This is a genomic window from Lysinibacillus sp. FSL R7-0073, from assembly GCF_038009065.1.
In the GTDB taxonomy this organism is placed as follows: domain Bacteria; phylum Bacillota; class Bacilli; order Bacillales_A; family Planococcaceae; genus Lysinibacillus; species Lysinibacillus fusiformis.
This window is the reverse complement of the sequence record NZ_JBBPAS010000001.1, coordinates 4,733,411-4,753,242: the sequence shown is the minus strand read 5'-3', so window position 1 is coordinate 4,753,242 and position 19,832 is coordinate 4,733,411. Positions and strand designations below refer to the sequence as shown.

21 protein-coding genes are annotated in these 19,832 nt (G+C 37.0%); 18 read left to right on the top strand and 3 right to left on the bottom strand.

Annotated features, from left to right (window positions below):
• Positions 1-93: 93 nt before the first annotated feature.
• From noc to MKY88_RS23920, 4 genes are all read left to right on the top strand, one after another.
• On the top strand, positions 94-993 hold the full coding sequence (gene noc, locus MKY88_RS23935; protein ID WP_069483101.1) for a nucleoid occlusion protein: 900 nt from the start codon (positions 94-96) through the stop codon (positions 991-993).
• A 224-nt stretch (positions 994-1,217) separates the two neighbouring features.
• Positions 1,218-1,979: a ParA family protein gene (locus MKY88_RS23930; protein WP_008177971.1), complete on the top strand. Its 762-nt coding sequence runs from the start codon at positions 1,218-1,220 to the stop codon at positions 1,977-1,979.
• The gene (locus tag MKY88_RS23925; protein WP_328201689.1) at positions 1,972-2,820 is read left to right on the top strand and encodes a ParB/RepB/Spo0J family partition protein; all 849 of its coding nucleotides are present in this window, start codon (positions 1,972-1,974) and stop codon (positions 2,818-2,820) included. Before MKY88_RS23930 ends, MKY88_RS23925 begins: the two co-directional genes overlap by 8 nt.
• 77 nt (positions 2,821-2,897) lie before the next feature.
• Positions 2,898-3,614, top strand: a complete 717-nt coding sequence (locus MKY88_RS23920; protein WP_193833502.1) for a DUF554 domain-containing protein — start codon at positions 2,898-2,900, stop codon at positions 3,612-3,614.
• Here the strand turns inward: MKY88_RS23920 and yyaC are convergent.
• Positions 3,531-4,163 carry a spore protease YyaC gene (gene yyaC / locus MKY88_RS23915; RefSeq protein ID WP_036121907.1) on the bottom strand — a complete coding sequence of 211 codons (633 nt, stop codon included), beginning with the start codon at positions 4,161-4,163 and terminating at the stop codon, positions 3,531-3,533. The genes MKY88_RS23920 and yyaC overlap by 84 nt on opposite strands.
• A 91-nt stretch (positions 4,164-4,254) precedes the next feature.
• Between yyaC and MKY88_RS23910 the strand changes: the two genes are divergently transcribed.
• The 4 genes from MKY88_RS23910 (at position 4,255) to MKY88_RS23895 (ending at position 7,650) form a co-directional block, all read left to right on the top strand.
• Positions 4,255-5,127 carry a mechanosensitive ion channel family protein gene (locus tag MKY88_RS23910; RefSeq protein ID WP_328201686.1) on the top strand — a complete coding sequence of 291 codons (873 nt, stop codon included), beginning with the start codon at positions 4,255-4,257 and terminating at the stop codon, positions 5,125-5,127.
• 1 nt (position 5,128) lies between these two features.
• A complete protein-coding gene (locus MKY88_RS23905) occupies positions 5,129-5,329 on the top strand; it encodes a DUF951 domain-containing protein (RefSeq protein WP_008177961.1) in 201 nt (66 codons plus the stop codon).
• 97 nt (positions 5,330-5,426) lie between these two features.
• Positions 5,427-6,527 carry a redox-regulated ATPase YchF gene (ychF, locus tag MKY88_RS23900; RefSeq protein WP_069483106.1) on the top strand — a complete coding sequence of 367 codons (1,101 nt, stop codon included), beginning with the start codon at positions 5,427-5,429 and terminating at the stop codon, positions 6,525-6,527.
• 82 nt (positions 6,528-6,609) lie between these two features.
• Positions 6,610-7,650, top strand: a complete 1,041-nt coding sequence (locus MKY88_RS23895) for an acyl-CoA dehydrogenase (RefSeq protein WP_328201682.1) — start codon at positions 6,610-6,612, stop codon at positions 7,648-7,650.
• A 41-nt stretch (positions 7,651-7,691) separates the two neighbouring features.
• Here the strand turns inward: MKY88_RS23895 and MKY88_RS23890 are convergent, their stop codons facing one another.
• A complete protein-coding gene (locus MKY88_RS23890) occupies positions 7,692-8,276 on the bottom strand; it encodes a DUF3267 domain-containing protein (RefSeq protein WP_175423091.1) in 585 nt (194 codons plus the stop codon).
• A gap of 178 nt (positions 8,277-8,454) precedes the next feature.
• Here MKY88_RS23890 and rpsF point away from each other — a divergent pair, with 178 nt between their 5' ends.
• The 8 genes from rpsF to MKY88_RS23850 all read left to right on the top strand — a co-directional run bounded on the left by rpsF (position 8,455) and on the right by MKY88_RS23850 (position 16,128).
• The gene (gene rpsF / locus MKY88_RS23885) at positions 8,455-8,742 is read left to right on the top strand and encodes a 30S ribosomal protein S6 (RefSeq protein ID WP_008177955.1); all 288 of its coding nucleotides are present in this window, start codon (positions 8,455-8,457) and stop codon (positions 8,740-8,742) included.
• A 47-nt stretch (positions 8,743-8,789) separates the two neighbouring features.
• Entirely contained in the window at positions 8,790-9,359 is a 570-nt protein-coding gene (ssb, locus tag MKY88_RS23880; RefSeq protein WP_069483109.1) for a single-stranded DNA-binding protein, read from the top strand.
• A gap of 38 nt (positions 9,360-9,397) precedes the next feature.
• Positions 9,398-9,634, top strand: a complete 237-nt coding sequence (gene rpsR / locus MKY88_RS23875) for a 30S ribosomal protein S18 (RefSeq protein ID WP_004233359.1) — start codon at positions 9,398-9,400, stop codon at positions 9,632-9,634.
• A gap of 224 nt (positions 9,635-9,858) precedes the next feature.
• Positions 9,859-10,800 (top strand): YybS family protein, encoded by a 942-nt coding sequence (locus tag MKY88_RS23870; protein ID WP_328201676.1) that lies wholly within the window; start codon positions 9,859-9,861, stop codon positions 10,798-10,800.
• 13 nt (positions 10,801-10,813) lie between these two features.
• Complete coding sequence (locus MKY88_RS23865; protein ID WP_258269761.1) at positions 10,814-12,784, top strand: DHH family phosphoesterase; 1,971 nt, start codon at positions 10,814-10,816, stop codon at positions 12,782-12,784.
• Positions 12,784-13,230, top strand: coding sequence for a 50S ribosomal protein L9 (gene rplI, locus MKY88_RS23860; protein WP_008177943.1), 447 nt, complete (start codon positions 12,784-12,786; stop codon positions 13,228-13,230). The genes MKY88_RS23865 and rplI overlap by 1 nt, the downstream gene beginning before the upstream one ends.
• A 13-nt stretch (positions 13,231-13,243) precedes the next feature.
• The gene (gene dnaB / locus MKY88_RS23855; protein ID WP_008177941.1) at positions 13,244-14,605 is read left to right on the top strand and encodes a replicative DNA helicase; all 1,362 of its coding nucleotides are present in this window, start codon (positions 13,244-13,246) and stop codon (positions 14,603-14,605) included.
• A gap of 233 nt (positions 14,606-14,838) precedes the next feature.
• Positions 14,839-16,128 (top strand): adenylosuccinate synthase, encoded by a 1,290-nt coding sequence (locus MKY88_RS23850; protein WP_008177939.1) that lies wholly within the window; start codon positions 14,839-14,841, stop codon positions 16,126-16,128.
• Between the two features lie 49 nt (positions 16,129-16,177).
• Here the strand turns inward: MKY88_RS23850 and MKY88_RS23845 are convergent, their stop codons facing one another.
• Positions 16,178-17,053 (bottom strand): YitT family protein, encoded by an 876-nt coding sequence (locus tag MKY88_RS23845; RefSeq protein WP_193833789.1) that lies wholly within the window; start codon positions 17,051-17,053, stop codon positions 16,178-16,180.
• Positions 17,054-17,439: 386 nt separating this feature from the next.
• Between MKY88_RS23845 and MKY88_RS23840 the strand changes: the two genes are divergently transcribed.
• Complete coding sequence (locus MKY88_RS23840; RefSeq protein WP_340814790.1) at positions 17,440-18,900, top strand: M23 family metallopeptidase; 1,461 nt, start codon at positions 17,440-17,442, stop codon at positions 18,898-18,900.
• A 213-nt stretch (positions 18,901-19,113) separates the two neighbouring features.
• Positions 19,114-19,827: a response regulator YycF gene (yycF, locus tag MKY88_RS23835; RefSeq protein WP_008177934.1), complete on the top strand. Its 714-nt coding sequence runs from the start codon at positions 19,114-19,116 to the stop codon at positions 19,825-19,827.
• The last annotated feature ends 5 nt before the right edge of the window (positions 19,828-19,832 follow it).

Genomic DNA, 19,832 nt, shown 5'->3' with positions numbered 1-19,832 from the left:
GTCATCTATGAACTATATACATTTGAGGAAATATAATAAATAATAATAGAATGAGACAGAGCAAGATAGTTACTTAAAGGTGGTGCCACTTGGATGAAAAGTCCTTTTTCACGTTTTTTTGGAGGCGGAAGTAAAACAGAGCCTATTGTGAAAAATGAAGTAGAACAAGCAGAGGCGGTTCAAACAGCAGAAGAAGTCATAAAATTGCCTATTGATCAAATTGTACCTAACCGTTTTCAGCCACGTACTATTTTTGATGATGAAAAAATTGAAGAATTATCAAGAACCATTCATACGCATGGTGTAATTCAGCCAATTGTTGTACGTAAAACATCAGAAAATCAATATGAAATCATTGCCGGTGAGCGTCGTTATCGTGCTATGAAAAAGCTACAATGGACAGAGGTTCCTGCTATTGTACGTAATTTAACCGATAAGGAGACAGCTTCTATTGCGTTAATAGAGAACTTACAGCGTGAGGAATTAACTGCAATTGAAGAAGCGGTAGCCTATCAAAAATTGTTGGAGTTACATGAGCTCACACAAGAAGCTCTTGCCCAAAGACTTGGAAAAGGACAATCCACTGTAGCCAATAAATTACGTTTATTAAGGCTTCCAGATGAAGTACAACAAGCCATTTTACAGCGCAAGATCTCTGAACGACATGCACGTGCATTAATTGCTATTAAAGATCAACCGTTACAACTAGAAATTTTACAACAAACGGTTGATAATGATTGGAATGTTCGCCAGTTAGAGGAACGGATTCAAGCCATCTTGCATCCGGTAACAGACGAGCAAGAGGAGTCGGTACCGAAGAAAGCAAGACCGAAGCGCAAAGCCATTAGTAAGGATGTACGTATAGCCTTAAATACTATTAAGCAATCATTAACGATGGTAACGAAAAGTGGTATTACGGTAAAAACGGAAGAAGAAGATACAGAAGAATACTATCAAATTACGGTGAAGATTCCTAAAAAGAAAAAGGTATAATAAATTATCTCGGAATAATAATTTATTAACTTTTCCTTCACCGTAAAGAGGAGATATCTCAGAAAGTTGAATGAGGTGTCTCCTTTTTTGTATATATTCTTAATATTTTATACAACTTCTAACTGTTTTTTTGATAGAATGAAAGTTAGATAGCGGGTTAAATAATTGATTTTACAAATGATTTGTCAAAGTAAACGTTGATAAATGAAAGCAGGTGCTTTTAAATGGGTAGAATTATAGCAATCGCCAATCAAAAGGGTGGCGTAGGAAAAACAACAACTTCAGTCAATTTGAGCGCTTGCCTAGCCTATTTAGGTAAGAAAGTGCTACTTATTGATACTGATCCGCAAGGGAATACAACAAGTGGCCTCGGTATTAATAAAGGAGACATACAAAGTTGTATTTATGATGTCCTCATTGATGATGAAGATGTTGAAAATGTCATTCAAAAAACAAATGTAGATAATTTATCAATTGTGCCAGCCACAATTTCGCTTGCAGGCGCTGAAATTGAATTGGTGTCGACTATTTCAAGGGAAGTGCGTTTGAAACATGCATTACAAAATGTAAAAGAAGATTTCGATTATATAATTATTGACTGTCCACCATCTTTAGGACTTTTAACGATTAATGCTTTAACAGCTTCAGATGCATTGATTATTCCTGTACAATGCGAATATTACGCATTGGAAGGTCTAAGCCAATTGTTATCTACTGTTCGTCTTGTGCAAAAGCATTTGAACCAACAGTTATATATTGATGGTGTTTTACTAACAATGCTAGATGCACGAACGAACCTTGGATTACAAGTTATAGATGAAGTGAAAAAATATTTCCAAGATAAAGTATATAAAACGATAATTCCTCGTAATGTGCGTTTAAGTGAAGCACCTAGTCATGGGCAACCAATCATCACTTATGACGCAAGATCTAGAGGTGCAGAAGTTTATTTGGAGATGGCGAGGGAAGTGATTAAAAATGGCTAAAGGTTTAGGAAAGGGCATTGGTGCACTATTTCCAGGAGAGTCTTTAGAACAGAGTGGGCAAGTGGAAGAAATTCAATTAGATTTAATTGTTGCGAACCCATTTCAGCCTCGTAAAATTTTTGATGAAGATGCTTTGCAAGAATTGGCAGATTCGATTAATGAGCATGGCATTTTGCAACCAATTGCTGTACGGAAAAAGGGTCGTAAATTTGAAATCGTTGCAGGGGAACGTCGTTATCGAGCATGTTTACTAGCAGGTTTAGATGTTATTCCTGTAATCATTAAAGAATTATCAGATGCACAAATGATGGAGTTAGCTATTCTTGAGAACCTTCAGCGCGAAGATTTAACAGTCATTGAAGAAGCAGAGGCCTATCAAAGCTTAATGGAAAACTTGCATTTAACACAGGAAGAGCTATCAAAGCGTTTAGGGAAAAGTAGACCACATATAGCTAACCATGTTCGCCTCCTTGCTTTGCCAGAAGATGTCCGAAAGTTTATGAATGATGGCACACTATCAATGGGACAAGGCAGGGCATTACTCGGCTTAAAAAATAAAAGACGAATCTCTGAAGTAGCACTGAAGGTAATGAATCAAGGTTTAAATGTCCGCCAAGTTGAAATGTTAGTACAATCCTTAAATGAGGAAGTTTCACGTGAAACAATTCCACCCAAGAAAAAAGATATATTTGTGGCGGCGAAAGAATCCCAATTAAGAGATTATTTTGGAACAAATGTTCAAATTAGAAAGAACAATAATAAAGGGAAAATCGAAATAGAATTTTACTCTGAAGATGATTTAGAGCGCATTTTAGAAATCCTAAATGTACAAGAAGAATAAATGATATTTATATAATTTAATCAGAGCGCCAAGCAAACAGGCGCTCTCTATTTTTTAGAGAGAAGGAAGGCAAAAGGGTGGTAATACTAGGGGCATTGATTAATGCTGTGCTAATTATAGCAGGTGCATTAGTGGGGCGAATTTTCAAAAATATTCCTGAATCTATGAAGTCTACTGTCCTATCCATAATTGGTTTAGCAGTCGCATTATTAGGGATAAAAATGGGATTTGAAAGTGATAATTTTATTATCTTAATCGTAAGTTTAGTGGTGGGTACTGTAGTAGGTGAGTGGTTAGATTTAGATAAGCAAATGAATCGCCTTGGCAAATGGGTAGAGTCATTATTTCGTACAAAACGAAATGATCAAAATCAAATTAGCATTGCAGAAGGGTTTGTCACAGCTTCTTTAATTTTTGTTGTTGGCTCCATGGCTGTTATTGGTGCACTTGATAGCGGTCTTCGTAATGATCATAATGTATTGATTACAAAAGGATTAATAGATGGTTTTACATCCATTATTCTAGCATCCACATTAGGTATAGGTGTATTGCTTTCGGCGATACCTGTTTTTATTTATCAAGGATTAATTGCAGTTTTTGCAGGGGTCATTAGTTCTTTTATACCAGATGCTGCGTTACAAATGTATATTACTGAAATGACAGCCGTTGGCGGCGTTATGATTATGGCAATAGGGTTAAATATAGCTGGTTTAACTAAGATCAAGGCTGCTAACTTGCTGCCAGGTATCATCATTGTTGGTATTATGGTTGCTTTCTTCTACATTTTTCAATGAATAACGATGGGCAGCCAGTAATAAGGCTCTTGAAAGCTTTTCAGCCATAGCATAAGAAATATGAAGCCTTGTATTTTGTAAAACAAGCATTTCCATAAAACCTCCAATATTGACGATTCCTTTAATGGAAATGTCACCGATTGGGGGTAATTCTTTTTTTACAGCCTTCCCAGGAAAAATAGGACCGCTTTGAACGGAAATATGACCGACATTTTGCTCACTACCAAGACAGGCATCAATCGCAATAATGAATGGTTTTGTAGTATGATTGTGTAGCTGTTGGATAGTAGAGTCTAGATTTAGAGCATGTAGCGGATCTTCTAAAGAACCGACAATTTCATAGGGGAAGCTAACTGACTTATTTAAAAAGCTACCCGTTAACGGTCCAAGCGTATCACCTGTACATCGATCGCTGCCAATGCAGCAAAAAATTAGTCGTTCATGATGAAACGGTATATATTCTAAAAATAATGTACTTAATTGCCAAACAGCATTTTTACTTTCGTGATGAAGGGAATAAGGTAGTAACAAATTTGGTATAGTATTCATAAAAAAACTCACTTTCTTTTTATTTTTAGAAGTGCTCAATTTTTATGCAGTATACGCAAATTTTTAGCAAGTTATTCAAGAGGTGGAAACGATGGAATGGAATAAGAAATTAATGGAGAGATACTGGGAAAAGCTCACATCCGACAAACTTTGGGAAAATGTGATTGATACATCCATTGAGATTGTGCTAATTTTACTAGCATCATGGATAGCTGTAAGAATGGGTAAAAAATTGATTAAAAAATTATTTTTAATTCGAATGCGTTCCCCATTAAATCATTCAGAACGACGTCAACGTACGATTTCGAGATTATTACAAAGTGTAATTTCCTATGTTGTTTATTTCTCTGCAATCATTGCCATTTTATCTTCTTTAAATATAAAGGTAGCAGGTCTTTTAGCAGGGGCAGGGATTGTAGGTTTAGCCATTGGTTTTGGTGCCCAAAGTTTAGTGAAGGATGTTATCACTGGCTTCTTTATTATTTTTGAAGATCAGTTTGGTGTAGGGGATTATATAAAAATTAATGGAGCAGAAGGTACCGTTGTAGAAATTGGTCTACGTACTACGAAAATTAATGGGGGGACTGGAGAGCAATTTATCATTCCTAATGGTGCAATTGGTGAGGTCGTCAATTACTCTGTTAACAACTCCAAAATTTTTATAGATTTACAAATGACCGCGGATGCTGACTTTGAAAAAGCTGAGACGGTTATTAATCAGTATTTAGAATCTTTACCAGAAAAACATAAAGAATTAATAGCGGCACCGGTGTTTTTAGGTGTACAAAATGTCAAAGGTACAGAGGTTACAATCCGTATTGCTGCTGAAACATTACCACAGCAACAATATGGAGTTGCTCGTAGTATACGCCGAGATGTGACAAAACTGTTTGAAGAGCATCGTATACCAATGGCTCATCCAAAAATGATGTTCTATGAGAAAGGTGAGGGGAGAAGTGAGTAAGGTGGAAGAAAAGAAATATGGTTTAAATGATATTGTTGAAATGAAAAAGCAACATCCTTGTGGTACGAACAAATGGAAGATTATTCGTATGGGTGCCGATGTTCGAATTAAGTGTGAAGGTTGCCAACATAGCGTAATGATTCCACGTCGAGAATTTGAGAAAAAAATGAAGAAGGTTTTACTTTCTGCTAGTGAGGCCTAACTTCAGGCGTATTAGACTTTTTGTAAGTGAATCAATATAATAGAAAAGGTTATATGAGAGAAAATTTGAACTGATTATAGAAAGGTTGTGTCCATCCATGGCATTAACAGCTGGAATCGTTGGTTTACCTAACGTTGGAAAATCAACATTATTTAACGCAATTACAAAAGCGGGCGCATTGGCTGCAAACTATCCATTCGCAACGATTGATCCGAACGTCGGTATCGTTGAAGTACCAGACGCACGTTTAGATAAATTAACAGAATTAGTTGTACCTAAAAAAACAGTACCAACAGCATTTGAATTCACAGATATTGCAGGGATTGTAAAAGGTGCTTCCAAAGGTGAAGGTCTAGGGAATAAATTTTTAGCGCATATCCGTGAAGTAGATGCAATTTGCCAAGTTGTACGTTGTTTTGTAGATGAAAATATTACACACGTATCAGGTGCGGTGGATCCAATTGATGATATCGAGGTTATTAACTTAGAGCTAGCACTAGCCGATTTAGAATCAGTAGATAAACGGATCCAACGTGTTAGCAAAATGGCAAAACAAAAAGACAAAGAAGCCATGATTGAAGAGCCAGTACTTCTAAAAATTAAAGAGCAGTTAGAGAATGGTAAGCCAGCGCGTGCTGCTGAGCTTTCAGATGATGAACTAAAGGTAATTAAAGGTCTTCATTTGTTAACAATTAAACCAATGCTATATGTTGCTAACGTTTCAGAAGATGAAGTAGCCGATGCTGACAATAATGAATATGTCAAAAAGGTACGTGAATATGCATCAGCTGAAGGTGCTCAAGTCATTACAATTTGTGCAAAAATCGAGGAAGAAATCTCAGAGCTAGACGATGAGGAAAAGGCTATGTTCTTAGAAGAACTAGGAATTAAAGAGTCTGGTTTAGATCAGCTAATCCGTACTTCTTATGACTTATTAGGCTTAGCTACGTATTTCACTGCCGGTGTACAAGAAGTTCGTGCATGGACGTTCCGCAAAGGGATGAAGGCACCACAATGTGCAGGGATCATCCATACAGACTTTGAACGAGGCTTCATTCGTGCTGAAACAGTTGCTTATAATGACCTATTAGAGGCAGGTTCTCAAGCAGCGGCTAAGGAAGCTGGTAAGGTACGTCTTGAGGGTAAAGAGTATGAAGTTCAAGATGGCGATATTATGTTATTCCGCTTTAATGTATAAGACGAACAGAGGGCAATCTTAATGATTGCCTTTTTTCAATCATTAAATTATCTGAATTTTTAGTGTGTGGGAGTGACATCAAATGAACGTAATGGAAATAAAAGAACGTGGCCAAGAGTTTGAGCAGTTAGGAAGATTATCCCAGGATGTCTTAGAGTTTATGTATGAACAGAAATTGTTCAAATTGTTCACTGCAAATGAACTAGGAGGTAAGAATCTAGATTTAGTAGAGGGAATAAAAGTGTTTCAACAAATAGCTGCCCTCGATGGTAATGTAGGTTGGCTTGTGACAATCGGGACTGGAGGTAATGCGTTTATTCCAGCATTTAGCCAAGAAAGATGCGAAAAAATCTTTACCCCTAAAAATGCAGTTATCGCAGGTAGTGGCTATCCAACGGGTGTAGCTGTAAAAGCAGAAGATGGTTATGTGGTAACAGGGCAATGGAAATATTGTAGTGGTGCGGACTATGCTACAACCTTTACAATGAATTGTTTACTAGAGCAAGATGGCGTGATAACAGAAAAAATCATTAGTTGCTCCTTAGACCGTCAAGATGTTGAAGTTTTAAATGATTGGCACGCAATGGGCTTGAAGGCAACAGCAAGTCATACTATTCGTGTGAACAATGTAAGGATACCTGAGGAAGCTACTTTCCAAATAGGTACGATTAGAAATAACTATGGGAATGCTGTACATACCTTTCCATTTACAACCTTTGCAGAGGCTTCATTTTTAAGCGTTTGTCTAGGGATAACTGAAAATTTTTTAGAAGAAGCATTTATTTTAATAAAGCAACGAAATCATGATGCTCATCGAGCTGAGCGTATGGGAGCTTTACAATTTTTATTCATGCAGCAGCAAAAGTATTTTAAACAATTTGAGAAGCAGTTCTATACAACCTTGTCGGAATATTGGCAAAAGCATCAAAGAGATGAATCATTGACAGAGGAAGAACTAACACAATTTACAAAAATGAGTAAAGAAATTGCCGCTGCTTGTATAGAGATTGCCAATAAATTAATACGTAATCTTGGCATGGATGCTATTACAGAGACTGCCCCAATAAATCGCATTTGGAGGAATTTGTATACAGCTGCACAGCATGGCTTTTTAACTCCTTAAGAGTTATGACTAGACTCTGTCATTATTACTGATGACAGAGTCTAATTTTCATATGTATCTTGCCTTGGTAAACGGTCATCTTCTATATAAACATAAAGCTTCGGTAATTTAGGATCATCTTGCACTAAGGCGTTATTAGGATATTTTCGTAACTCCTTATACATGGCAAAGTCACCTACTGCACCTGCCATTAAAAAGGCTCCTACCAGTATTAAAATGGTATTATTAAAATAAAACCCTGCAATAGTAGGAAGAACGCCAGTCGTCCAAAATGGCAGCAATAATGCCCGTTTCATGGCATGGTTATATAGAGGCTTTGTAGTAGTTGCATAGGCAACACCTAGCTCTAAGTTTATGCCATATTGTAAAGACTTCAAAGGTACTTTCCCAAAGAGCATAAAGCCAATTAAATGAAAAGCTTCATGCAAAATAATGAAAACTACATACAGAATAACAAACAGTATTGTACCACCAAGGATAGGCCAAAAAGAAAAGTGAAAATCTTTAAAGCAAATATATTGAATGGCTATAAATAATATGACAAGACCACATGTGATCACAATATTGTCGATCATTAATTTTTTTATATTTATTTCAATAACAATAGGTTCTTTATTCGGTAGCACGAAAGTTCTCCTTTCACGAATTAAACACGTTACGTTCATTATATAAAATGAATTGTAAGTTTGCGACTTGAAAGAAAAGTACCTATATGTTACAATTCATTGATGTGAGTAATAATTTATTACTTGCTCCTTGCTCCCTTAATATAGGAGAGCCTAGTCCATAAGGAGGTGTAAACAGATGAGAAAATACGAATTAATGTACATCGTACGTCCGAACATTGAAGACGAAGCGAAGAAAGCTCTAGTTGAACGTTTCAACGAAGCTTTAACTTCTAACGGTGCAGAAGTCATCGAATCAAAAGAGTGGGGCAAACGCCGCTTAGCTTATGAAATTCAAGACTTCCGCGAAGGTTACTACCAAATCGTAAAAGTAAACGCTACTTCAGATGCAATCAACGAGTATACACGTCTAGCTAACATCAGCGAAGACATCATTCGTCACATTGCAGTTCGCCAAGAAGCTTAATATTGAATAATTTTTTAACAAAACGCTGAAAAGGAGGTTGCATTCTGATGATAAACCGTGTCGTATTAGTTGGAAGACTAACAAAAGATCCTGAGCTACGTTATACACCAAATGGTATTGCGTCTACAAGATTTACAGTTGCTGTGAATCGTGCATTCTCAAATCAACAAGGTGAACGTGAAGCTGATTTCATTAACTGTGTTGCATGGCGAAAACAGGCTGAAAACCTAGCGAACTTCATGCGAAAAGGAAGTTTAATTGGGGTAGAAGGTCGTATCCAGACAGGCAGTTATGAAGGACAAGACGGTAAGCGAGTGTATACAACAGATGTTGTGGCGGATAGCGTACAGTTTTTAGAACCACGTAATGGTAGCGGTGCTCCTGCTCCTCAATACGGTGGTGGACAAACTTACGGTAATAACCAACAGTCATATGGCGGTAGTCAACCACAACAGCAGTTTGGTGGCGCTATGCCAGGACAGGGTTCCTATGGCGGCGATGCTTATCAGCAAAATCAACCACCTATGAATCAGCCAAACTATACACGTGTAGATGAGGATCCATTTGCTAATAGCAAAGGTCCGATAGAAGTATCTGAGGATGATCTTCCATTCTAATGCTTCTACAATAAAAAAAGATAAGGAGGAGACACACTATGGCACCACGTCGCGGAGGCCGCAAACGCCGTAAAGTTTGCTACTTCACTTCAAACAATATTACGCACATCGACTACAAAGATGTAGATTTATTAAAAAAATTCATCTCTGAGCGCGGTAAAATTTTACCACGTCGCGTAACTGGCACAAGTGCAAAGTACCAACGTAAATTAACTTCAGCTATCAAAGTATCTCGTATCATGGGATTACTTCCATTCGTAGCAGAAGACAAATAAGATTGATGACGTTAAGGGATTAACCTTACATCAATTTTGAATACCAGCATATTACGATATTCGTATCGGGTATGCTGGTTTTTTTTATCGAAAATTGAAGTAGACGTTTTTTAGATAAAATTCATAATAAAGCATATAGTGATCTAAGCGATTTTTGTTCAATACTATGAAAAAATGGTACAATAAAGGGTAGTAAGTTTGACTGAAAAAAAGGAAGGTTTTCAATGCCGAATAATCAAACAAAAGCGCTTGTCCAAGGCTCGATGATGGTTGCACTTTTTACAATATTAATGCTGATTTCCGCATATGTACCATTCGTTTTTATAGTAGCTTTAATATTCGCTCCTCTACCGATTGCTTGGTATAGTGCAAATTACAAACGTTCCTCATCAATACTCGTAGCAATAGTAGGCTGTATTTTAACCACTATAACGAGTGGACTATCGATGTTACCATTTGCCTTTGTAATGGGGTTGCTGGGCGTCGTAATGGGGAACGCCATTTATCAGAAGAAGAGTAAGCTTTATTTATTTATGTCAACGGGGATTGCTAATCTAATCTCGATGGCACTTGTTTATGTTGCCTATGTAAAACTTGCAGGAATTGACTTCATTAGCATGAGTCTAGAGATGGCTCGCAAAAATTATGAGCAATCAAATGAATTTGCGAAAAACGTTACAGGGCAAGTGGCGATAAAGCCCGAACAGCTAGAGGCTATGTTTAACACGATTGAGCTGACAATGCCTGCAACAATAACAATATCAGCATTTTTTGGTGCATTTATTATCATAGCGCTAAATTTGCCAGCTTTAAAACGACTTGGTGTGGATGTTCCAAAGTTTGCGCCATTCCAAAATATGCGCTTACCACGCTCTATTTTATGGTACTACATGATCGTTTTATGCATTAATTTATTTATGCGTCCAGAGGCTGGTTCTACACTAGATATAATCGTATTGAATGTTTCTTATATTTTATGGGTGTTACTCATTCTACAAGGGATATCATTTATCCATTATTTCATTTCTAGAAAAGGGATGCCAAACGGGGTTAAATGGGTTGCTACTTTATTAGCGATTCCATTATCATCCTTCATGATCTTACTAGGTATCGTTGATTTAGGTTTTGACGTACGTTCACTTGTAAAGGGGAAGACTAAAGAATAAGGGGCTGATTGTAATGGGGACTTTTAGAAAACGACCAATTCGCTATCCGCTTTTTGTTCTTTCCATTTTTGGAATTGTGACGTTCGTACTTCTATGTATTTGGAATATCGGGATAGGTATCGGTTATGGAATAGGATTTGCTTTACTGATGGTCTACACATGGAAGGTGGAAAAGATTGCTTTTGAAGAAACTGAAAAGCATATAGAATCCATATCATTCCGCATGAAAAAAGTAGGGGAAGAAGCATTGCTTGAAATGCCAATTGGGATACTGTTGGTGAACGAGCAATATGAAATAGAATGGTCGAATCCATATATGCAAGGTATTTTAAATATGGAATCATTAGTCGGAGAAGGAATTGTTAATATTTCTGATGATATCTACGTACTAATGAAGACTGAAGAAACAAATGAGGCTACAATTACATTACGTGATCGGAAATATCGAGTATATTATAAAAAAGAGGAACGATTACTATACTTCTTTGATATTACTGAGCAGATTGCTATTGAGAAGCAATACTTTGCAGATCGTACAGTTATCGCTATTTTATTTGTTGATAATTACGATGAAATTACGCAGGCCATGGATGACCAACCACGTAGTTTAACGAATACGATGGTTACTTCAATCGTCAATGAATGGGCTGCTGAGCACGGTGTTTTTGTAAAACGAATATCATCAGATCGTTTTTTAGCAGTATTAAATGAATCGATTTTAACAGAGCTTGAAAAGAAAAAATTTGCTATTTTAGATGTTATCCGAGAAAAAACAGCGCAAAAGAATTTATCTTTAACTTTAAGTATTGGTGTAGGAGCGGGTTCGTCCTCCCTAGTGGAGCTTGGTGAATTGGCACAATCAAGTCTTGATCTTGTATTAGGACGTGGTGGTGACCAAGTTGCAATCAAGCAACCTACAGGAAAGCTAAAATTCTATGGCGGGAAAACTAATCCAGTTGAAAAGCGCACACGTGTTAGAGCGCGCGTTATCTCACATGCATTACGAGATTTAATCCAAGATAGTGATCAAGTGTTTGTTATGGGACATAAAAGTCCTGATATGGACTCGATTGGTGCGTCTGTAGGTGTTCGGAAAATGGCACAAATGAATGATGTGAAGGGCTATGTCATCATAAATTTTGATGAATTAAATGGTAGTGTTACACGTTTAATGAATGAAATAGAGAGTAAATCAGATTTCTATGAAAACTTCCTAACACCAGAGGAAGCTGCAGGGAAAATGACTGAAAAATCTTTGCTTGTTATTGTGGATACACATAAACCTAATTTAGTTATTGATGCACACCTATTAAAATTAGCTGAAAAGGTTGTTGTCATCGACCATCATCGAAGAAGTGAGGATTTTATTGAAAATCCAACACTTGTTTATATGGAACCGTATGCCTCATCAACTGCTGAGCTTGTAACTGAGTTATTAGAATATCAGCCGAAGCGTGCAAAGATTAATATGCTAGAGGCTACTGCACTACTAGCGGGTATTATTGTCGATACGAAGAGCTTTACACTTCGAACGGGAGCACGTACGTTTGAAGCTGCCTCGTATCTACGGACGAATGGTGCGGATACAGTATTAGTGCAACGTCTTTTAAAAGAAGATGTAGACACCTATATTGAACGATCAAAAATAGTGCAAACGGTTAAATTCGTAAAGCCAGGAATTGCTGTGGCTGTAGGTGAGGAATCGAAAGTGTATGACTCTGTCTTAATTGCACAAACAGCCGATATTTTACTAACTATGAAGGATGTTGGTGCATCCTTTGTTATTGCACATCGGGCAGATGGAAAAATAGGAATTAGTGCCCGATCACTAGGCGAAGTCAATGTCCAGCTTATTATGGAAAGACTTGGAGGTGGTGGTCATTTAACGAACGCCGCCTGTCAAATAGAAGCCAAAACCATTGATAACGTGAAAAAACAATTAGAAGAGGCCATAGAAGAGGTCTTTGAAGGGAGTTCTGACTAATGAAAGTAGTATTTTTAAAAGACGTTAAAGGAAAAGGAAAAAAAGGTGAAATTAAAAACGTAGCAGATGGTTACGCACAAAATTTCTTAATTAAAAATGGTTATGCAGCAGAAGCAAACGCTCAAGCACTAAGTCAATTAGATGGTCAGAAAAAATTAGAAGCAAAAAATGCTGCAGCTGAATTAGCAGAAGCACAAGCGTTAAAAGAAAAAGTAGAAACATTAACAGTTGAGCTAAAAGCAAAGTCTGGTGAAGGCGGTCGTCTATTTGGTTCAGTGTCTACCAAGCAAATTGCTGATGCCTTACAAAAAGTGCATGGCATTAAAATTGATAAACGTAAAATGACTTTAAATGATGGAATTCGTGCACTAGGCTTTACAAATGTTCCTGTAAAACTACATCATGAAGTAACAGCTACATTAAAAGTACATGTAACGGAAGAATAAGGAGCGACGATCCATGAACGAACCGATGATGGACCGCGTTCCACCGCATAACCGGGAGGCGGAGCAATCGGTTATCGGTGCAATTTTCCTTGAGCCACAATCATTAATCACAGCATCCGAAATTTTATTGGCAGATGATTTTTATTTAAACGCCCATAAGAAGATTTTTGAAACAATGTTACGGTTAAGCGATCAAGGAAAAGCGATAGATGTTGTTACAGTTACAGAAGAATTATCAGCTAAAAAAGAGATTGAAGACGTTGGCGGGCTATCCTATTTACTAGAGCTCGCCAATGCTGTCCCTACAGCTGCCAACGTCGCTCATTATGCCAAAATCGTTGAGGAAAAGGCACTATTACGTCGATTGATTCGTGTCGCTACTAAAATTGTTGAGGATGGTTACACACGCGAAGACGAAGTAGAGGCATTACTAGGCGAAGCAGAGAAAAAAATGATGGAGGTTGCCAATCGGAAGAATGCAGGGGACTTTAAGCATGTGAAAGACGTGCTAGTGGAAACCTTCGATAACATTGAGCAACTTCAATCACAAAAGGGAGATGTAACGGGGATACCGACAGGCTTCCGTGATTTGGATAACATTACTGCTGGCTTCCAACGCAATGATTTAATTATTGTAGCTGCCCGTCCATCCGTAGGGAAAACTGCCTTTGCATTAAATGTTGCGCAAAGTGTTGCCGTACAGGCACGAGAGAATGTTGCAATCTTCTCTTTAGAGATGGGGGCAGAGCAACTTGTCATGCGTATGCTATGTGCAGAAGGAAATATTGATGCACAAGTTTTACGTACAGGTGCTTTAACTACGGAAGATTGGGGTAAACTAACTATGGCAATGGGAAGTTTATCGAATTCAGGGATTTTTATTGATGATACACCGGGTGTACGTATTAATGAGATTCGTGCAAAATGTCGACGTTTAGCACAAGAAAATGGGCTTGGAATGATTCTTATTGATTATTTACAGCTTATTCAAGGTAGTGGGAAACCAGGCGAGAACCGTCAGCAAGAGGTATCAGAGATTTCACGATCGCTAAAAGGACTAGCACGTGAATTAAAGGTCCCTGTTATTGCCTTATCGCAGCTATCTCGTGGAGTAGAGCAACGACAAGATAAACGTCCGATGATGAGTGACTTACGTGAATCGGGGAGTATTGAGCAGGATGCTGATATTGTAGCCTTTTTATACCGTGATGACTATTACGATAAAGAGTCTGAAAGTAAAAATATGATCGAAATTATTATTGCAAAGCAACGTAATGGTCCAACCGGGACAGTTACACTTGCCTTTAAAAAAGAGTTCAATAAATTCATTAATGTGGATTGGTCACAAATGCCACCGCCACCATCACGTGATTAATCATGTGCGTCATTCAGATAAATTGCCTCTACAAATTAACCTTAGACTGAATTAATCTGAATGTTCGATAATATTCATACCATTCTGTTATTAAACACGAACGTTGAATCAGATTTTTTGATTTTATGTTCGTGTTTTTTCACTATTTTTTATTGACGAGGTGTTTCTATCATTGTTACAATGATTGAGGCTAAAAAATTGAGATACACAGGTATCTAACGGAGGTGCTGATTATGACATCAGTAGTAGTTGTAGGAACACAGTGGGGAGACGAAGGAAAAGGTAAAATTACAGATTTCCTTTCGCAAAAAGCCGATGCAATCGCTCGTTTTGCAGGTGGAGATAATGCAGGACATACCATTAAAATAGATGGTGAAACATATAAACTACATTTAATTCCATCAGGTATCTTCTATAAAGAAAAAACTTCAGTTATTGGTAATGGATTAGTTGTCAATCCAAAATCAATAGTAACAGAACTAAAAGGCTTACAAGAGCGTGGCATTAATACAGATAATTTACGTATTTCTAATCGTGCACATGTTATTCTGCCTTATCATATAAAACAAGATATTGCGGATGAAGAAAGCCGCGGTGATAATAAAATCGGGACAACTTGTAAAGGGATCGGACCATGCTATCAAGATAAAGTAGCTCGTATTGGTATCCGTATGGCTGATTTACTTGATAAGGATATTTTTGAAGAAAAACTACGTCATAATTTAGCCATTAAAAATAAATTATTCGAGAAATTCTATGAAGTAGAAGGTGTTACTTTCGAAGAGATTTTTGAGGAATACTATGGTTATGGCCAAGAAATCGCAAAATATGTGACAGATACTTCTAAAATTTTGAATGATGTACTTGATGAAGGTGGTAAAGTATTATTTGAAGGCGCTCAAGGTATTTTGCTTGATGTCGATCAAGGTACGTATCCATATGTTACATCTTCAAATCCTGTTGCAGGTGGTGTAGCGATTGGTGCTGGTGTTGGTCCTTCACTTGTAACAAGCGTTATTGGGGTATCTAAAGCTTATACATCTCGTGTAGGTGATGGTCCATTCCCTACAGAATTATTTGATGAAGTAGGTCAGCAAATTCGTGAAGTTGGTCGTGAATATGGTACAACAACAGGCCGTCCACGTCGTGTAGGTTGGTTCGATACGGTAGTTGTTCGTCACTCACGTCGTGTAAGTGGTATTACACATCTGGCACTTAACTCAATTGATGTTTTATCTGGTTTAGAGACAGTAAAAATCTGTACAGCCTATAACTATAAAGGTGAAACAATTACAGAGTATCCAGCAAACCTTCATATTATTGAACAATGTGAACCGATCTATGAAGAACTTCCAGGCTGGTCTGAGGACGTAACAGCATGCCGTACTTTAGAAGAGCTACCTGAAAATGCACGACGCTATGTAGAGCGTGTTAGTGAATTAACAGGTATTCAAATTGCTACTTTCTCAGTTGGTCCTGCTCGTGAGCAAACAAACGTTTTAGTAGATGTGTGGGAAGCATAATAAAATAAATACAATAAAAAGGGCGTGCCATGGATGGTACGCCCTTTTCTTAGTGAATATCTTTCTTCTTGAAACGACCACCTTTTACCTCTGCTATATTACCAATGGCTAAAAATGCATTGTCATCGATATCCGCAACAATGGTTTTCAGCTTCGACTCTTCTAAGCGAGTAATAACAGTAAAGATGACCTTTTTATCATTTCCTGTATAAGCCCCTTCACCATGAAGGAAAGTGACACCACGGCCAAGTCGATCCATAATGGTTTGTCCAATTTCATCAATAGCATCACTTATGATATAAACTGATTTTGATTCTTCCAACCCTTGAATTACAATATCAATCATTTTATAAGCAATATAGTATGCAATGATGGAGTACATAGCTTGTTCCCAGTTAAAAACAAATCCTGCCACTGCAAAAATAATAATGTTGAAGAACATAATTATTTCACCAACTGAAAAAGGAGTCTTACTATTAAATAAAATAGCCAATATTTCAGTTCCGTCCAAAGAACCGCCATAACGAATGACAATACCGACACCAACTCCTAAAATCATCCCACCAAAAACGGTGGCCAATAATGTATCTTCCGTAAATGGATGTAGGTTATGTAAGGCAAGTGTTGCAGTAGAGAGTACAGTAATACCTAGCCCTGTAGACAGCGCAAAGGTTTTACCAATTTGTTTGTAGCCTAAAAAAATAAAAGGTAAGTTTAAAATGAAGATGAAAATACCAAGGGGTAAATTTAATAAATGAGATGTAATAATGGAAACACCTACGATGCCTCCATCCATAATGTGGTTGGGTACTAAAAATAACTCTAAGCCCAAAGCCATAATGATTGCACCTAACGATACCATAATAATCCTTAGAAATGTTTTACGCATGTTACTTTTCTGATGCCGCAACAATTTTGTTGCCATATCAGAGGTCTGTGAATCACTCAATTTAATCGCTCCAATCCATAATGTGCCTTCTTTTATATTTTATCGGAATATTAAAAAAGTAAAAAGTGTTATGCCTAAATTCACTTGAAAAAAATAATAGAATACTATAGCAATGGCTAAGTATATGATTTTTAATAAGGTAAATAGCGTTGTTGAATGCCCATTTTATGAATAAAAATACAGTATTTATCAACTAAATAAAATATATTCTATGTAACAATTAGTAGATAAATAATACATTTACATTACAAAAGAGTGAAATCATTCAAACGCTATTTTCTTTATGATACATTATAAGGGTGCAAAAATTCCTTGTGGGTAAATCATCCTATCACAAGGGAAAGTTGGAAGGGGCTTTATTGATGAATTCGTTTTGGAATAAAAAAGAAGAAAACAATAGATTCACCTACAATTTTTCTTCTTTTAAAAAGGTTTCGATCATTGCAGTTTTAATGACGAGCCTAACGATAAATATGGGTTTTGCTAAAGAACATACGAAAGAAAATTTAAATAAAATATACCATGTCTATGTGGGAAATGACTATATTGGTGCAGTGTCTGACGAGAATGCTATTCAAGAAGTTATTACTTCAAAAGAAAAAGAAGCGAGTCAGCAATTCAAAGAGTTATCTATGGATGCTAGCTCATCTGTTAAAATAATCCCAGAACAAGTTTTTACAAATGAAACAAAAGATGCAGATACATTATCAAAACTTAAGCAATCTTTAGTAGCGAAATCGGATGCGTTTACAATACTAGTAAATCATAAGCCAGTCGTATCATTAAAAAATACAGAAGCCTATGAAAAAACGGTTCAACTGTTGAAGCTACAATATATTTCTCAGCCAGAGTTAGATAAATTAGCGAAAAACCAATCTACAAATAATTTACCAGAATTACAAGCTGGAGAATCACGACTTTTAGATATTTCGTTTAAACAGGATGTTTCAGGAATATCACAAAAAGTTACACCAACTCAAATCTTAACACCTGAGCAAGCCGTAAACTATTTAATGACAGGCTACCTTGAACAAGATAGCTATAAAATTGAATCAGGTGATGTATTAGGTTCTGTCGCTAAAAAGCATAATTTAACTACAAGTGAGCTGCTAGCTCTAAACCCTGAAGTAACAGTTGATACTGTTTTACAAGTTGGACAGGAATTGAATGTAACGGTGGCAAAGCCATTTGTAAATCTTGAGGTTAAAAAGAAAAAGAAAGTAGCAGATGTGATTCCATTCAAAAAAGTAGTGGAAGAAGATCCTACTATGTATAAAGGTGAAAAGGTCATCAAGCAAGAAGGCGCTAATGGTAAAAAAGAAACAACATACGCCCTAACGTCTGAAAATGGTAAGCAAACAGCAAAAGTTGCATTAGAAGAAAAAGTTATCCAAGAGCCAGTGGACCAAATTGAAGTAGTTGGGACAAAGGTAATCTCTTCACGTGGCACAGGTGAATTTTCATGGCCAGCAGTAGGAGGCTATATCTCAAGTGGTATGGGCGAACGTTGGGGTGCCTTCCACCGTGGAATCGATATTGCTCGTCCAAGTAATTACAATATTTTGGCAGCTGATAATGGTGTAGTTAGTGCAGCTGGTACGTCGGGTACTTATGGTAATCGCATTGTTATTAATCACAATAATGGTTATACAACGCTTTATGGACATCTATCTTCTATTAATGTTGAAGTGGGACAAGTAGTGGAAAAGGGTTCCGTTATCGGTATTATGGGTTCTACTGGAAATTCGACAGGTACACATTTACACTTTGAAGTTGAAAAGAACGGTTCATTAGTTAATCCGTTATCATATGTAGGTCGATAAACATTTTGAATAGTAGACAGTCCAAATAGTGGGCTGTCTTTTCTATTATTTCCCGAGAAATATTTGTTGAAATATAGCCCATTATGTCAAAGTATTTAAAGTGATTGATGAACGATTAATGCAAGGAAACTGAAAGCATGATAGAGTTAAGAGTAGTGAACTTACAAATACAACATGTTTAAGAATAGATAAAAAACGAAAGGGAGAGAATGAATGAACAAAACAATTTTAGTTGTTGATGATGAAAAACCAATCGCAGATATTCTGCAATTTAATTTAATAAAAGAAGGATATAAAGTGATATGTGCGTATGATGGTGATGAGGCACTAAAGAAGGTTGAGGAGGAGCAACCAGATTTAATGCTACTAGATATCATGCTGCCAAAGCGCGATGGTATGGAAGTGTGTAGAGAGATACGGAAAAAATATGACTTCCCTATTATAATGCTGACGGCTAAAGGCTCTGAGATTGATAAAGTATTAGGCTTAGAAATGGGCGCAGATGATTATGTCACTAAGCCATTTAGTACACGAGAGCTTATTGCTCGTGTAAAGGCTAATATGCGACGTTTACAGGTTGCTGCACCAGCAGCAGAAGAGGCAGAAGAGGAATCAAACGAAATTGTTGTAGGATCCCTTGTTATTCAACCAGATGCTTATTTAGTAATGAAGCGTGATGAGGCTATTGAGCTTACCCATCGAGAATTTGAGCTGCTACATTATTTAGGTAAACATATTGGACAAGTAATGACACGTGAACATTTATTACAAACGGTATGGGGCTATGACTACTTTGGTGACGTTCGTACTGTTGACGTAACAATTCGTCGTTTACGTGAAAAAATCGAGGATAATCCTAGTCACCCTGCTTGGATTGTCACAAGACGTGGTGTAGGTTATTATTTACGAAATCCTGAACAGGAGTAATAGGA